A 16701-nucleotide genomic window follows, 5' to 3' on the forward strand; every position below is an offset into this window, starting at 1 on the left:
ATGATCGAAAAATATAAAAAAGAAAATGCGAATGATGTAGTTTTCAATTTGGAATACAATTCCGAAAGAAAACCCTTAATCATTCCTGAGTATGGTCGTCATTTGCAAAAATTGATCGAGCAGGCTACCCTTATTGAAGATGATGCAGAACGCAACAAAGCGGCAAAATACATCATTCAGGTGATGGGAAGCTTGAACCCGCACCTGCGTGACGTGCCTGATTTTCAGCATAAACTTTGGGACCAACTTTTCATTATGTCCGATTTTAAGTTAGTGGCCGATTCGCCTTATCCTATTCCGTCAAGAGAAGTGTTGCAACTGAAACCGGATGTTTTGAAATACCCTCAAAACTATCCAAAATACAGATATTACGGTAACAACATCAAGTACATGATTGACGTTGCCAATAAATGGGAAGAAGGAGAAATGAAAAGTGCATTGGTGAAAGTAATTGCCAATCACATGAAAAAATCCTATTTGAGTTGGAATAAGGACACGGTAAAAGACGATGTGATTTTTGAGCATCTTTATGAATTGTCAGATGGGAAACTTAATTTACTGCAAAGTTCAGAGGAGTTGTTAAATACTACCGATTTGCTAAGAACCAATAAAAGAATTTCCAATAAAACAGGACCTTCAGGGCAACCAAAAATTCAAAGCAACAAGAATAAAACGGGAAAATTAAAACCGTTTCAAAAGAACAAATAAATAGATACTAAGATACTGAGATTCTAAGTTTCTGAGATATTGATTAAAAAACATATAAATCTTAGAAACTTAGAATTTTGTTGTCTTAGAAACTTTAAAAATAAAACATAGATAAAAAAAACACATGGAAGTTTTCAAAATAGAAGGAGGCGTTCGTCTAAAAGGAGAGGTAATACCTCAAGGGGCAAAAAACGAAGCATTGCAAATTTTGTGTGCTGTACTTTTAACGCCGGAAAAAGTAACAATCAACAATATCCCGGATATTATCGATATCAATAAATTGATAAAACTTTTGGGGAATTTGGGAGTTAAAATTGAAAAATTAGGAGCGGGTTCTTATACTTTTCAATCAGATGAGGTAAATGTTGGGTATCTAGAAACTGAAGCTTTCAAGAAAGAGGGAGGCTCGCTTCGTGGTTCTATCATGATTGTTGGGCCACTTTTGGCACGTTATGGAAAAGGATATATCCCAAAACCAGGTGGAGACAAAATTGGTCGTAGAAGATTGGATACCCATTTTGAAGGATTCATTAATTTAGGAGCTAAATTTAGATACAACAGAGAAGACCATTTTTATGGAGTAGAAGCTCCAGATGGACTTGTCGGTGCTAATATGTTATTGGACGAAGCTTCTGTTACAGGAACTGCAAATATTGTGATGTCGGCAGTTTTAGCCAAAGGAATAACAACAATTTACAATGCTGCCTGTGAGCCTTATTTGCAACAACTTTGCAAAATGCTAAATTCTATGGGGGCTAAAATCACCGGAGTAGGATCAAATTTATTGACTATTGAAGGTGTTGAAAAATTGGGCGGTTGTACCCACAGAATTTTACCGGATATGATTGAAATTGGCTCTTGGATTGGTCTTGCGGCTATGACAAGAAGCGAAATCACAATCAAAGATGTAAGTTGGGAGAATCTAGGTTTGATTCCAAATGTATTCAGAAAACTCGGAATTACTTTGGAAAAACGTGGAGATGATATTTATATCCCGGAACACAAAGATGGTTACGAAGTAAAAACAGATATTGATGGTTCAATCCTTACTATTGCCGATGCACCTTGGCCAGGATTCACCCCTGATTTATTAAGTATCGTATTAGTCGTTGCCACACAAGCCAAAGGTGATGTCTTGATTCACCAAAAAATGTTCGAAAGCCGTTTGTTCTTCGTTGATAAACTTATCGATATGGGAGCAAAAATTATGTTGTGTGATCCGCACAGGGCTGTAGTTATTGGTCATGATTTTAAATCGGTATTGAAAGCGACAACAATGTCATCTCCTGATATTCGTGCAGGAATCTCATTATTGATTGCGGCATTGTCTGCCAAAGGAACCAGCACAATCCAAAATATTGAGCAAATTGATAGAGGATATGAGCGAATCGACGAACGTTTAAGAGCGATTGGAGCCAAAATAGTTCGAGAAAAACAATAAATCACTAGAATAATAATTTTAAAAATCGCTTAAAGAAATTATTTTCAAGAGAAATTAAATTTGTTTAAGCGATTTTTTAATGCAAAAAAAGGAGAAAAATGTCTAATGAAGAAAAAGCTGTAAAGGCAACCTATTTCAGTATAATTGGGAATACTTCTTTGGCTCTTATAAAAGGTGCGGCCGGCTTTTTTGGAAATTCCTATGCTCTGATTGCTGATGCCATTGAATCAACAACCGATATTTTTGCTTCATTTTTGGTTTTGTTTGGTATAAAATATTCCAACAGGCCCGCTGATGAAAATCATCCTTATGGACATGGAAGAGCCGAACCATTAATTACTTTTTTGGTGGTTGGTTTTTTAATTACCTCTGCTACAATTATTGGTTATGAGAGTATTGTAAATATCCAAACGTCGCATGATTTGCCAAAATCTTGGACACTGTATGTGCTTGGCGCTATTATTCTTTGGAAAGAATATTCGTTTAGATTGGTGATGAGAAGAAGTAAGGAAACCAACAGTTCTTCGCTGAAAGCTGATGCTTGGCATCACAGAAGCGATGCTCTGACTTCGGTTGCTGCGTTTATTGGAATCTCAATTGCGTTATTTTTTGGAAAAGGATATGAAGCGGCCGATGATTGGGCAGCTTTATTTGCCGCTTTGTTTATAATTTATAACAGTTACCTGATTTTTAGACCGGCGCTTGGCGAAATTATGGACGAGCATTTGTATGATGATTTAGTTGAGGAAATCAGGGAGGTTTCGCATGAAGTGAATGGTATTATCGATACCGAAAAATGTTTTATCAGAAAAGCGGGAATGAAATATCATGTTGACCTTCATGCCAGAGTAAAAGGATCAATTACAGTAAAGGAAGGACATGATTTGGCCCATTTGCTAAAAGATACACTTCGGGAGAAAATACCGGAATTGGGACATGTTCTTATTCATATTGAGCCGGATTAGAAAAAAATGCCACGAGTTTTTAAACCCGTGGCATTTTTTTTAATTCAGGAATTTTAATCCAAGAACCACACCGTCTTTTTGAAATCCGTTTTGATAGGAACGGACATAATCGACTCGAAGCATTTTGAATTTCCCAAAACCTAGGTTGTCCAAACCAACACTATATTCAGAATAGGGGTTTCGATGAGGTATGGAAAGCAGATGATATCCTAAAACCAGGTTTGATTTTAAGAGATTCAACAGCGGAATTTTATTCATCACATAACCTTTGTCATTATGTTCCGTATGCAATTCAAAATAGCTATCGTTGGTGCTGCTAGTGTAGTAAGGCATTAAATTGAATACGTTCAGGTAGCTTTCGGAGAATCCGATGTAGGTTTGGTTACCGTTGAAATGTTTGTAGTCCACAAATGAAATTTGCTCTCCATTAAAGAATTTGCCTCCTTTAGCACTTAGTGATAAAACGCCTTTGTTTCCTAATGTTGGATTGTATTCGATTTTGGCTTTCAAATGATCATATTCATATTTTTTTTCGCTTCCTGCAAAACCTTTTTCATAACCTAATGTAAGTGTAGGATAGTTGTCGTTTGGAAAATTGTACTTTCCGTCAGGGCGAGAGAGGTAATATTGGTCGAAATTAATTTTCGCATCTATATTGGCTTTTACCAAATTGTATTTTTCGAATGCAGGAGTCGTGTAATCATGTGGTGCCAAAGGATTATTGGAAGTATAGTCTTTTTGTTTTGGAAAAAAAGTCTGATCTGTAGTGTTTGCTAATGGTTTGTTTTCCAGATAATCGACTTTGGCTTTCATGAAAACTCCGTTGGTGACTTCTCTTTGGTATAAAAAAGAAGCAAAATTCTTTTCGTAAATCTTCATTAAATTTTCTTCGAAAAATAAAGTTGCAACAGAGTTTAATAACTCTTTTATCGGCTTTTGTTCATTAAATTGGGCAACTTCGCTTCCTCCCGAAATTTGAATTTCGCTTTTATTTATATTGTTGAATTTATGAATGAAGCTTCCAGTAGATCTGAATTTATTTTCGGAGAAACCATAATCAAAATCAACTCCAAAGTTGGTGTATTTCCCTTTTTCTCGGTCGTTTTTTGTGTATGAAAAGCCAGTTCCAATATTCCAACCTTGAACCGTATTAAAATTTATTTCTTTTAAAAAACCATCATATTTGGCAGACCATTTTCCAAAGGAATTTTTATAAGTATAGCCGGTAATGATTTCGGGAACACGGAATTTATTGCTCTTTTTGTCGATAGAATCAAGATAAACTTGAGATTTCTTTTTGGTTTGCAAAATATCTTTCTTGGTATAATCAGTACTTTCTTCGATGGTTAAAGGGATTGGACGAATTGCATTCCAATATTCATCCCCTTTTTTGTTGGCATTTTCTTCAAATGTCAGGAGTTCTTTTGTAAACGTTTTTTTTGTGAATTGAGGTTCAAATTCAAAATTAGAAAATACATAGGTAAATTTCCCTGAAACATTGATGCCCAGCATTCCAAATGTAAAATCAATTGTTTGAGTGGTTTTTACCCAGATTTTTGAATCTGAATTATAACTGAAGTTTTGTTTTAAAGTCAGCAGTTTTAATGCAGGATTTTGCATCTGTTCCCCCTTAATATTGACATCAACAGCATAAATTGCCCAACTGTCATCAACAATATAAATGTAGCCTTCCATTACGGGATCAGAATCTCTTTTGGGGGTTACTTTTATTTTGTTGATTTGCTGATTGTTTTCATTGTAAAAAGAACCTTCCAATTTGTATTTGTAATAACTGAAAGCGTTGTCGGCAATAGGGGAAACCACATTTACATTAAAATCTAAATAATTGTCATAAAAATCAAAATTGGCCGAGGCCGCATTGTTAAAACTGAATCCGTTATCATTGCCGCTTACTTTGGAGGCAATAATGGTTTCCTTCATTTTGTCAGGTTTCTGAAAGGCGATTTTAGAAACGGTTTCTGACAAATAGAGTATTCCGCTGCGTGTGGAATCTAGAACCTCGTCGAACATATCCAATTTTTGTCCTAGAATTTTTTTGGGAGCGTCTTTGATTCGGAAAATACCGCGAGAATAGAAATCGGCTTTGTATTTTGCCGTTTTTTCTATGTTTGCTTTTTTATTTGCAATGGCTTTTTTTATGATTTGATTTGCAGGATTGTCTTTGGGATTGATAACAACTTCATTTAAGGTAAAACTTTCCTCTATTAATTTTACATCCAAATTATAAGGAAAAGAGGCAATGTCTAACGTTAGTTTTTGAGTTTTAAACCCTAGAAACTGAAAAATAATGGTGTGTTTTCCCTGCTTTTTAGTGCTTAGTTCATAAAATCCCTGATCGTTGGATGTGGTTCCGTTATAGATGTTGTCTTCGTAGATGGTGACGGAAGGCAAAGGATTTCCTTTTTCGTCAGTTATTTTGCCTTTAATTTGGGCAAAACTAAAAAGTCCAGAAATTAAAAAAAGAAGCAAAAAAGCGTTTTTCATAAAATGTGTTTTTTGATGTTGGACGCTTTTTTGTAAGTAATGTTACGTAAATACGAAAGTGGTTTTGTTAATTTTTGTATAAAAAATATCACAAAAAAGACTGAATGGCCAAATCATAACTTTTTAAACCAAAACCTAAAATTACTCCTTTGGCATTTCCGGAAATATAGGACTGATGCCTGAAACTTTCGCGACCGTAAGTATTTGAAATATGAACTTCTATTACAGGAGTAGTTACTGCTTTGACAGCGTCACCAATCCCTACGGAAGTATGAGTATAAGCACCTGCATTAAGAATAATGCCATCATAAGTAAAACCACATTCTTGAATTTTGTCTATCAATTCGCCTTCAATATTGCTTTGGTAGTAAGTAAACTCTATTTGAGGGAACTTGTTTTTTAAAATCTCAAAATAGTCTTCAAAAGTCTGACTTCCATAAATTTCAGGTTCTCTTTTTCCTAAAAGATTCAAATTAGGTCCGTTGATAATGCAGATTTTCATAAATGGTTTGTATTTTATTAAAGTTGGGTTGGTTCAATTTTACATTTCACCAAAAGATTTCAGAATGTCTGTAAAAATAAAAAAACCGTTTTATATAATTAGATCAGTTTTTATAAAAGTATGTGATATTATTTTCTGAACCTAAAACAAGTAGTCAATTTTACAGTTAAATTTTAGGGAAGAGTAATTTTTTTACTCAATTTGAAATTTTAGTATTTAAATCAATTACAGTTAATTAATGTTTTTCAAATGAATTTGACCAAAATTGATGATTGTCTTTCTCTTATTGTTTTTTGTGAGCATCTTTTATTTTAAATTATTGGTAATTAGTGTTTTGATAGTTTTAAGTACTTTTTTTAACATATTTTAACAGTTATTTTATATTAAGATTTGGTTGTTTGACGTTAAAAGATATAGTTTTGTCTTACGAAATAACCAATTAATTTAAAAAAAAATGAAAAAGATTATTTTATCAATGGTTGCTGTTTTAGCATTTGGTTTTGCAAATGCACAAGAACAAACAAAAAAAGGAAAATGGTTAGTTGAAGCTAACACAAACTTTGGAACTCCAATGGCCGGTAACACAAGTTTTCAATTATCATCTGAAGATGGAGAAACTAATTGGAACTTAGGGGCTGAGGCTGGTTACTTTGTTATTGATAATTTAGCTGTTAAGGCAGGTTTGGGTTACGGAGATTTTGGTACTAATGTTTTCTCTTATAAAGTAGGAGCAAAATATTATTTGTTAAATAAATTTCCTTTGGAGGCTTCTTTTACTGGAGCAAGCTTAGAAAATGCTAATGAAAATCCATCTTATTTTGGATTGCAAGGTGGATATGCATGGTTTATTGGGCCAAATATATCTCTTGAGCCTGGTCTTCGTTATAATATTACTTTAAATGATAATTATGGAAGTGGAAAAGATATTTTCCAATTGAACATTGGATTTGCATTACATTTCTAATCAAAAGAAAAACAATATTTAAAACCTTCCTTAATCCGGAAGGTTTTTTTATGCTTAAAAAATATGTTACTTTGGCTTTATGAATTGGGAATCGTATTTAAAGAGTTATCAGTCTTACTTGAAGATTGAAAGAGGGTTATCAAAAAATACTATTGATAATTATTCTTTTGATATTGAGCGCTTATGTTTGTTTTTAAACCAAAATTCGATTCAGGTTTCACCAATAAACATCAAAGAAGAAACATTGCAACAATTTATTTATGCCGTTTCCAAAGAAGTAAATCCACGTTCACAGGCCAGGATAATTTCGGGACTGAAAAGCTTTTTTTCGTATTTGATTTTCGAAGATTTTAGAACTGACAATCCTTTGGAATTGATAGAATCTCCCAAAACAGGTCGTAAACTACCCGACACTCTTGCAGTTGAAGAAATCGATGCTATTATATCGGCAATTGATTTGAGTTCGAATGAAGGCGAACGCAATCGGGCTTTGCTGGAAACTTTATACGGTTGTGGGCTTCGGGTTTCTGAACTGGTCGCCTTAAAAATATCCGACTTATTTTTTGAAGAAGGATTTATTAAAATTACCGGAAAAGGGAATAAACAGCGCTTTGTTCCGGTTGGCGATTTGACCCAAAAATATATAACCATTTATAGAAATAATATCCGTAATCATCTTAATATTCAAAAAGGGTTTGAGGATACTTTGTTTTTAAACAGAAGAGGCAGGCAGTTAACCCGTGCGATGATTTTTACGATAATTAAGGATTTGACAGTGAAAATCAATTTGAATAAAAAAATTAGTCCGCATACTTTCAGGCATTCTTTCGCTACTCATCTGTTGGAAAATGGTGCCGATTTACGATCGATTCAGTTGATGCTTGGTCATGAATCCATTACGACTACGGAGATTTATGTTCATTTGGATAGAAAGTTTCTTACCGAAGTGATGAATGCCTATCACCCAAGGAAATAATTTTAGATGAAATTCAGTATTTTGTGTTAATATCTGTTTGTAATTCAATATTTTTGCCATTACATTAAAAAAACATTATAAATAATGATTTTTACAGCCAATAAAAACCCAGAGGATTTAAATAAATTATACGAAAGTTTAATTAAACAGCTTCCGAATATTATTTTTCAAATTCGGGTGAATTCCCAAAAACAAATTGCTGTCGATTTCTTAAGTAAACCAATTGAGTTTTTAAATGAATTTTCGATAAATGAGTTTTTGGAAGATTCATATAAACTATCGAATTATAAAATTTATGAGCCAGATTTAAAGGGTTTCTTAGATTCATATGAAAAGGCAATTACGAGCAATGAGAAATGGGAAATCGACTTTAGATTATTATTGCCTGAAAGTGGTTATAAATGGATTCGAATTGATGCAACACCCAAAAAGAATGATAACAATGAGGTTGTTTTTTATGGGTTGATTTCGGATGTAACGGTTGTAAAAGAACAGGAAATACGATTAAAAGTAGCTGACGAAAGATATCACTTTGCTGTACAGGCTTCTGATAGGGGAGTTTGGGATTGGGATTTGATAACTGATAAAGTATATTATTCTTCTGAGTCAATGAAAATACTGGAACTCACAGAATCAGATTTGGTTGCCGCGCCAGAAGAATGGGATGAAAGAGTACATCCAGATGACAGGGAAGAGTATTACGGTAACATAAATCTACATTTTGACAATAAAATTCCTTTTTATGAAACTTGCCACCGGGTTTTATGTAACGGCAAGTATAAATGGATTCTGGACAGGGGTAAAGTAATTGAAAGAGATTCAGATGGAAAACCGTTGCGAATCGTTGGTACTCACACCGATATTTCGGCACAAAAAGAAAGGGAGATTGAGCTGGCTAAAATGCTTGAAATCGTTAATATTCAAAATAATAAATTATTGAATTTTGCGCACATTGTTTCCCATAATTTGAGAACTCATAGCGGAAACATAAAGTCATTGTTGGATTTGAACAAAGAAGCGCTTTTGTCAGATGTTGATACTTTGAGTAATATTCAGATCGTTTCGGATGAATTGTTCTCAACCATAGAAAACTTAAATGATTTGGTTAGCATATATGCCGAGAAGGAAAGTAATATGCAATCATTAAAAGTTAATAGTTTTATTGATAAAGTCCTGGATGTTTTGAACGACTCAATTAAACAAAATGGAATTCAGGTCATGAATTATGTTTCAACCCAAGTAGAGGTGTTTTGTGTGCCGGCCTATTTGGAAAGTATCATGTTGAATCTCGTTACTAATGCAATTAAGTACTCGGATCCTAAAAAAGAACCAAAAATCATTTTTACGACTGAAGCCAATGATGATTTCGTTGTCTTAAATGTAAAAGACAACGGGTTAGGAATTGATCTGGAAAAACATAGGGATTCTATTTTTGGATTGTACAAAACATTTCATAGAAACAACGATGCAAGGGGAGTTGGCTTATACCTGACCAAAAACCAAATTGAAAATATGGGTGGTAAAATTGAAGTTGAAAGCACTCTTAACTTCGGAACTACTTTCAAAATCTACTTCAAAAAAGGATAATAGCTTATCGAAAATAATAAGGAGCGAATGATAAGGCTTTGTCGGCAGGCATGGGTTCCTGCTGTCGCCTTTATCTCTGCGAGGATATCGGCTTCATCAGGGCTAAAGAGCCGTCAAAGTTCATTTTTGGATAAATAATAAATTCCAAATCCCAATCTGTAAATTGGAATTTGGAATTTATATTTTGAACCCTTTCGGTTTTTATTTTGCTATGTTTACGGCTCTTGTTTCTCTGATTACAGTGACTTTCACTTGACCTGGATAAGTCATTTCAGTTTGTATTTTTTGAGAAATTTCAAATGATAAATTTGCGGCATTCTCATCAGATACTTTTTCGCTTTCTACAATTACACGAAGTTCTCTACCAGCTTGGATTGCATAAGCATTTTTCACACCGCTAAATCCGTAAGCAACATCTTCAAGATCTTTCAGACGTTGGATGTAAGAATCCAAAACTTGTCTTCTCGCACCTGGTCTTGCTCCCGAAATAGCATCACAAACTTGGATGATTGGTGAAAGTAATGATTTCATTTCTATTTCGTCGTGGTGAGCTCCAATCGCGTTACAAACTTCTTCTTTCTCACCGTATTTTTCGGCCCATTGCATACCTAATAATGCGTGTGGTAAATCACTTTCTGCATCCGGTACTTTACCAATATCGTGAAGTAATCCAGCTCTTTTGGCAAGTTTTACGTTCAATCCTAATTCAGCAGCCATGATTCCGCAAAGTTTAGAAACCTCACGGGAGTGTTGCAATAAATTTTGTCCGTAAGAAGAACGGTATTTCATTCTACCAACTACTTTGATCAATTCTGGGTGTAAACCGTGAATTCCTAGATCGATTACAGTACGTTTACCTACTTCAATGATTTCGTCATCAATTTGTTTAGTTGTTTTGGCAACAACTTCTTCAATACGTGCAGGGTGGATACGTCCGTCTGTAACTAGCTTATGTAGAGCCAAACGAGCAATTTCTCTTCTCACTGGGTCAAAACAAGAAAGTATGATAGCCTCTGGAGTGTCGTCAACGATAATCTCAACTCCGGTTGCTGCTTCAAGTGCACGGATGTTTCTACCTTCACGTCCAATGATTCTACCTTTCACGTCATCCGATTCGATGTTGAAAACTGAAACGCAGTTTTCTACTGCTTCTTCAGTACCAACTCTTTGAATCGTGTTGATGATGATTTTTTTGGCTTCTTGTTGTGCTGTTAACTTAGCCTCCTCGATAGTCTCCTGAATGTGAGACATGGCTTTGCTCTTCGCTTCATTTTTAAGGCCTTCAACAAGCTGTTCTTTGGCTTCTTCTGCTGATAATCCGGAGATAACTTCTAGTTGTTGTAATTGACTTTTGTGAAGTCTTTCAACCTCTTGTTGTTTTTTATCTAAATTTTCGATTTTTGAATTGTATTCAGCGGTCTTAGCTTCAAAATCATCATTAACTTTTTTTGCTTTTGATAATTCGTTTGAAACTTGAGATTCTTTATCGCGCACTCTTTTTTCTACTTCAGCGACTTTTTTGTCTCTGGCTAGAATTACTTGTTCGTGCTCTGCTTTTAATTCAATGAATTTTTCTTTTGCCTGAAGAATTTTATCTTTTTTAATATTTTCGGCCTCAAGAGTAGCATCTTTTAGGATAGAAGCGGCTTCCTTTTTTGCGCCTTTGATCATATTAGAGATGTTGCTTTTTTCGATGATTTTGGCAATACCAAATCCAATTGCAATACCTATAACTGCTGAAATAATTATTGTTATGATTTCCATGTTTGTTAAAAAATTAATATATAAAAAAAGCCTACATTAGAAGTTGTATAAACTCGTATAGACAAGTTTTGAGCTAACTCACTGTTCAAGTTTCCTCGCCGAAGCGTGGCATGCTATAGTAGTGACGATTTGCTCATTCTAAATTGTTAGTGTTGAGTTTACCAATATGAACTAATGTAGGCAGTATCTTAGTCTATGTAAAGAACGTTCGTTTTCTATTTTTCGAGATAGTCGTCCAAAAGCAAATTGATTTTGTTTAATCTGTCAATGGTTTCTTCACCATTTATAATGTTATCAATCTGTTTTTGTTCTACTTGAGAAGCAAATTGTAAAGCACACATTGCCAATACATCTTGCTTGTCTCTCACGGCATAATTTTCTTCAAATTGCTTTATCATCGCATCAATTTTTCTGGAAGCACTCCTAAGTCCTTCTTCCTGAGCAAAATCTACCGTTAATGGGTAAACCCTGTCAGCAATTGATATTTTAATTTTAAGCTTTTCGTCCATTTTTTTATTAATCTGATAGCTGGGCTATGCAGTAATCAATTTCACGAATTATTGAATTTATTTTAAGCTTTGTATCTCTCTTATTGTCGTCGCTGCCTAATAATGTATTGGCTATTTTGAGCGTTTCCAGTTGTGTTTTTAACGTTTCAATCTCTTTGGATTGGTTTTGTATCAACAGTGCAGCATTTTTTAACTCTATCTGTAATTCTTGATTGTTTTGCTCTAAACTTTTTATTTTTAAAAAAAGTTTTCCAATCTTATTTTCTAGAGTATCAATTATTTCTGCAATCACACTCATTATAATTCCTATTCATTACTTAATCTTACAAAGTTAGTATTCCTTTTTATTAATGCAATATTTTATCGATTTTTTTACGTTAAATTAATTAACTATTTGTAGATCAAATGATTAAATTTTGTATTTGTTTTACCTTGTGAGGATAGCTTCCTTTTTTTATCTTAGCGAAAATGTATTCTATGAAATGAGCATGTATAGAAATTGATTCTTAGAACTGATCAAGATATGCGAATTACAAATGATCGTTGAAAATAAATATATACTTACCTATGAAATTTTCCCTTTTATCTATCCTTTTTACCAGTTTTCTTTTTGCTCAAACAAATTACCCGAAGAATTATTTTCGTCCTCCATTAGATATACCTTTACAATTGTCAGGGAATTTTGGTGAATTGAGACCCAATCATTTTCACGCGGGTTTTGATATGAAAACACTTCAAAAAGAAGGCCTGGAAGTACATGCTGTTGCTGACGGTTATGTATCCAGAATTAAGATTTCTACTTTTGGAAATGGAAAAACTATTTATATCGATCACCCAAACGGATTTACTTCAGTGTATGGCCATTTGCAAAGAGCTACGGATTCGATTGAGAGTTTTATAAAGAAAACGCATTATAAAGAACAGTCTTTTGAAATTGAAATGTATTTCAAGCCCAATGAAATGCCAGTTAAAAAAGGACAATTAATTGCACTTTCTGGAAATACGGGTGCTTCTGAGGGGCCACATCTTCATTTTGAATTTAGGGATACTAAAACCGAGAAAATTATTAACCCGATGTTCTTTGGTTTTGACGCCTTGATGAAGGACACGAAGAAACCGATTGTTACCAACTTGTATGCTTATCCGTTGGATTCCAAAACAACCGTAAATCATTCGCAGCGTCCTATACCGATTAATTTATCGCTGCAAAAGGACGGAACTTATATGGCTGATAAAGTTGTTGCCAACGGTAAAATTGGTTTTGGAGTCATAGCTTATGATTACGATGATGTTTCTTTTAATCGAAATGGAGTTTTTGATGTGAATTTGACCTGCAACGGAAAATCGATTTTTGGTTACCAATTCAATACGTATGCATTTGATGAAATGCGATATGTAAATGCTTTAATCGATTATGCAAAATATAAAAAGACAGGACAAAGGATTCAAAAATTGTTTATGGATCCGCCATATAATTTAAGCATTATTAAGGCTGATGAATCAAATGGCGTTTTGGTACCCCAGCCCAACCTGACTTCGGTTTGTGGTTTACAGGTTTCCGATTATTATGGAAACAAAACGATAATTTCTATTCCGGTCGAATATGATATGTTGACTCCAATAATCGAAAAAGAATCGGCTGTCGCTAATTACGTTGTGAAAGCTTCAAAAGATTGCTTTTTTGAAAAAAATAAGTGTTCAGTATTTTTTCCGGCAGGGACATTTTACAACGATTTTAATTTGAATTTTGATGTAAAGGATGATGTTATGACAGTTCACGAAGATATTGTACCAGCGCACACCAACTTTACAATTACAATGGCGAGTGATGCTTTTCCTGCTAATAAAAAAGACAAAGTTTTCATTGGGAGAATAGAAGGCAACAGAGTAAGTTATAATTCGACTCGTGAAAAAAACAATGTTTATGAAACCAGAGTGAAATTATTGGGACGTTATAAGTTAGCGATTGACACAATAGCGCCAACAATAAAAATTGCAAAACCTATTGAAGGGAAAAGATTGGATAATCAGAAATTACTTCAGGTAAGCATTTCGGATAATATGTCGGGGATTAAATCGTATAATGGTTATCTAAACGGGAAATGGATTTTGATGGAGTATGATAACAAAACAGGGGTTTTGACACATGACTTTAGTGACGGAATTGTTGCTGAGGGAGAGAATCAATTAAAACTTGTTGTTGTTGATAATGTAGGGAATTCTTCTACCTTTGAAACTCGTTTTTTAAGAAATCAAAAACAGTAAAAGTAAAATCAATTGAATATTTCTAAATCCCTTTGCCTTTTTATTTTTTTATGGATGGGAATGTATTCATTTGCTCAAACGGCTTTTGTAAAAGGGATCGTTTTGAACGAAAAAAACCTTCCGGTTGAAGGCGTGAATGTATCGTGCTCCGATTCTAAAACTCAAACTAATGGAAAGGGGTTTTATCAAATTGCTGTCCCTTCGAATCAAAATGTAATCGTTGAATTTACACATGTCTCTTTAAAAAAAGTTAGTTTAAAACTTTTATTATCCTCAAATGAAGTTTATGAGTTCAACATGAATATGAACGCTTATGAGGAGCAGATGGGAGAGGTTGTAATCAATAGCAATAATAAAAAAACGGTTCAGGGTATTATTACTTTTGAAGCCAAGGACATTCGTTTTATTCCTGGAGCCAATGCCGGTATCGAAAATGTTTTGAAAACATTGCCGGGAGTCAATTCGAATAATGAATTGAGTACACAATATTCTGTTCGTGGCGGTAATTATGACGAGAATTTGGTTTACGTGAATGAGGTCGAAGTTTATCGTCCATTTTTGATTCGGTCTGGACAACAGGAAGGATTAAGTTTTACGAATACTGATTTGGTTCAGAATATAGAATTCTCGGCGGGAGGTTTTCAGGCGAAATATGGAGACAAAATGTCTTCGGTTTTGGACATTACTTATAGAAACCCAACACAATTTGGTGCCAATCTTGAAATAAGCTTTCTTGGCGGAAGCCTTTCTGTCGATGCAGTTTCAAAAGATAAAAAATGGTCGGCGATTACGGGAATAAGGTATCGAAATAACAGCCTACTTGTGAATAGTCAGGAAACGCAAACCAATTATACTCCAACTTTTGCCGATTTGCAAACTAATATCAATTATCAGGCTTCATCCAAATGGCAATGGAGTTTTCTAGGAAATATTTCTCAAAATAAGTATTTGTATCAACCATTGACACGTCAAACCAATTTTGGTACAGCCGATGCTCCAATGGCTCTTGCTGTTTATTACAATGGTATAGAAAAAGATAAATACAGTACTTATTTTGGTGCATTAAAAACGACCTATGAGGTGGATGATACTTTTACACTGAAAATTATTGGCTCCGTATTTCATACCATCGAGCAGGAATATTTTGATATTTATGCGCAATACCGTTTGGGTGAAGTTGATACAAATATCGGTTCGGATACTTATGGTGATATAACTTATTCAAGAGGCGTGGGTTCGCAGCTCAATCACGCTCGAAATGATTTGGATGCTTTAATTGCCAATTTGGAAGTGAAGGGTTTGAAAAACTGGAAGCAAAATCAAATCGAATGGGGAGTAAAATACACCAGAGAAAATATCCGTGATCGAATTTCGGAATGGGAAGTTATTGACTCGGCTGGATTTTCTATACGACCGCCAATTGTATTGCCCAAAAATGATGAGCCTTATCAGCCTTATGAAGGTCTGTTGATTCCTTACCAATATGTAAAAGTCAAAAACTTCACCAACATTAACCGATTTTCGGCTTATGCGCAATGGGGACGAAAAGATAACTGGGGAAGAAATGAAATTTGGTATAATTTGGGTGCCCGAATGCAGAGTTGGGAAGTGACGGGAGATAATTTAGAAAGCAATTTGCAAACTGTTTTTAGTCCGAGGGGGCAATTTGCCATCAAACCCGATTGGAAAAAAGATATGCTTTTTAGGTTTACTGTTGGGGTTTATAGTCAACCTCCTTTTTATAGGGAGTTGCGCGATTATAACGGCGTGGTACAGCCTGATGTTAAAGCTCAAAAATCTTTAAATTTTGTTTTGGGAAATGATTATAGTTTCAAAATGTGGCAACGACCTTTTAAATTGGTTACCGAAGCTTATTATAAAAAGATGACAGATGTGAATCCTTATACGATTGATAATGTAAGGATTCGTTATGCAGCAGACAATAATGCGGTTGCCTATGCGCAAGGATTGGATTTGCGCTTGAATGGTGAATTTGTTCCGGGAACGGATTCGTGGGTTAGTTTCGGTTATATGAAAACTGAAGAGAATATCGATAATAGAGGATATATTTCTAGACCAACTGACCAACGCTTGAAATTTGGACTTTTATTTCAAGACTATATGCCAAAGATTCCGAGTTTGAAATTGTATTTGAATTTGGTTTACAATACTGGATTACCGGGTGGTTCACCTGCTTATGCTGATCCTTATTTGTACCAAAACCGATTGAAGGATTATCGTCGTGCAGATGTAGGGTTTTCAAAAGTTTTTATCGATCAGAAAACGGGAATGTCAAAGAAGAAGTTTTTCAAGAACTTTAAAGAATTGTCTTTAGGATTTGAGATTTTCAATCTTTTTGATAATCAGAATGCTATAACGAATACTTGGGTTCGGGATGTTTATACGAAAACGGAATATGCAATTCCAAATTATATGACCACACGAGTTTTTAACTTGAAGTTGAATGTGAGGTTGTAGTCTTTGAAGATTGTTTTTGGAGTAACTGTAAAAAGCA

Annotated in this window: 13 protein-coding genes; 8 read left to right on the forward strand and 5 right to left on the reverse strand. The window is 34.4% G+C overall.

Features of this window, described 5'->3' with window-relative positions; all coding sequences use genetic code 11:
* The 3 genes from OZP12_RS06510 (at window position 1) to OZP12_RS06520 (ending at window position 3114) form a co-directional block, all read left to right on the forward strand.
* On the forward strand, window positions 1-708 hold the full coding sequence (locus OZP12_RS06510; RefSeq protein WP_281228244.1) for a DUF4290 domain-containing protein: 708 nt from the start codon (window positions 1-3) through the stop codon (window positions 706-708).
* Between the two features lie 124 nt (window positions 709-832).
* Window positions 833-2149, forward strand: a complete 1317-nt coding sequence (gene murA, locus OZP12_RS06515) for a UDP-N-acetylglucosamine 1-carboxyvinyltransferase (protein WP_281228245.1) — start codon at window positions 833-835, stop codon at window positions 2147-2149.
* Between the two features lie 98 nt (window positions 2150-2247).
* Window positions 2248-3114 (forward strand): cation diffusion facilitator family transporter, encoded by an 867-nt coding sequence (locus tag OZP12_RS06520; protein WP_281228246.1) that lies wholly within the window; start codon window positions 2248-2250, stop codon window positions 3112-3114.
* Window positions 3115-3153: 39 nt separating this feature from the next.
* Here OZP12_RS06520 and OZP12_RS06525 read toward each other — a convergent pair whose 3' ends face one another.
* The gene (locus OZP12_RS06525) at window positions 3154-5619 is read right to left on the reverse strand and encodes a DUF5686 and carboxypeptidase regulatory-like domain-containing protein (protein WP_281228247.1); all 2466 of its coding nucleotides are present in this window, start codon (window positions 5617-5619) and stop codon (window positions 3154-3156) included.
* Window positions 5620-5707: 88 nt separating this feature from the next.
* Entirely contained in the window at window positions 5708-6121 is a 414-nt protein-coding gene (gene aroQ, locus OZP12_RS06530) for a type II 3-dehydroquinate dehydratase (protein ID WP_281228248.1), read from the reverse strand.
* Window positions 6122-6575: 454 nt separating this feature from the next.
* Here aroQ and OZP12_RS06535 point away from each other — a divergent pair, with 454 nt between their 5' ends.
* The 3 genes from OZP12_RS06535 to OZP12_RS06545 all read left to right on the forward strand — a co-directional run bounded on the left by OZP12_RS06535 (window position 6576) and on the right by OZP12_RS06545 (window position 9648).
* Window positions 6576-7085: a porin family protein gene (locus OZP12_RS06535; RefSeq protein WP_281228249.1), complete on the forward strand. Its 510-nt coding sequence runs from the start codon at window positions 6576-6578 to the stop codon at window positions 7083-7085.
* 79 nt (window positions 7086-7164) lie between these two features.
* Complete coding sequence (locus OZP12_RS06540; protein ID WP_281228250.1) at window positions 7165-8061, forward strand: site-specific tyrosine recombinase; 897 nt, start codon at window positions 7165-7167, stop codon at window positions 8059-8061.
* Window positions 8062-8145: 84 nt separating this feature from the next.
* Complete coding sequence (locus tag OZP12_RS06545; protein ID WP_281228251.1) at window positions 8146-9648, forward strand: PAS domain-containing sensor histidine kinase; 1503 nt, start codon at window positions 8146-8148, stop codon at window positions 9646-9648.
* Between the two features lie 201 nt (window positions 9649-9849).
* Here OZP12_RS06545 and rny read toward each other — a convergent pair whose 3' ends face one another.
* The 3 genes from rny to OZP12_RS06560 form a co-directional block, all read right to left on the reverse strand.
* Complete coding sequence (gene rny / locus OZP12_RS06550) at window positions 9850-11412, reverse strand: ribonuclease Y (RefSeq protein ID WP_281228252.1); 1563 nt, start codon at window positions 11410-11412, stop codon at window positions 9850-9852.
* A gap of 215 nt (window positions 11413-11627) precedes the next feature.
* On the reverse strand, window positions 11628-11921 hold the full coding sequence (locus OZP12_RS06555; RefSeq protein ID WP_281228254.1) for a cell division protein ZapA: 294 nt from the start codon (window positions 11919-11921) through the stop codon (window positions 11628-11630).
* A 7-nt stretch (window positions 11922-11928) separates the two neighbouring features.
* Complete coding sequence (locus OZP12_RS06560; RefSeq protein WP_281228255.1) at window positions 11929-12219, reverse strand: hypothetical protein; 291 nt, start codon at window positions 12217-12219, stop codon at window positions 11929-11931.
* A gap of 269 nt (window positions 12220-12488) precedes the next feature.
* Between OZP12_RS06560 and OZP12_RS06565 the strand changes: the two genes are divergently transcribed.
* Together OZP12_RS06565 and OZP12_RS06570 are read left to right on the forward strand one after the other, a co-directional pair.
* Window positions 12489-14186: a M23 family metallopeptidase gene (locus OZP12_RS06565; RefSeq protein ID WP_281228256.1), complete on the forward strand. Its 1698-nt coding sequence runs from the start codon at window positions 12489-12491 to the stop codon at window positions 14184-14186.
* 54 nt (window positions 14187-14240) lie between these two features.
* Window positions 14241-16664 carry a TonB-dependent receptor plug domain-containing protein gene (locus OZP12_RS06570; RefSeq protein WP_281229028.1) on the forward strand — a complete coding sequence of 808 codons (2424 nt, stop codon included), beginning with the start codon at window positions 14241-14243 and terminating at the stop codon, window positions 16662-16664.
* Window positions 16665-16701: the final 37 nt, after the last annotated feature.

It is taken from the genome of Flavobacterium aquiphilum (genome assembly GCF_027111335.1).
Lineage (GTDB): Bacteria > Bacteroidota > Bacteroidia > Flavobacteriales > Flavobacteriaceae > Flavobacterium > Flavobacterium aquiphilum.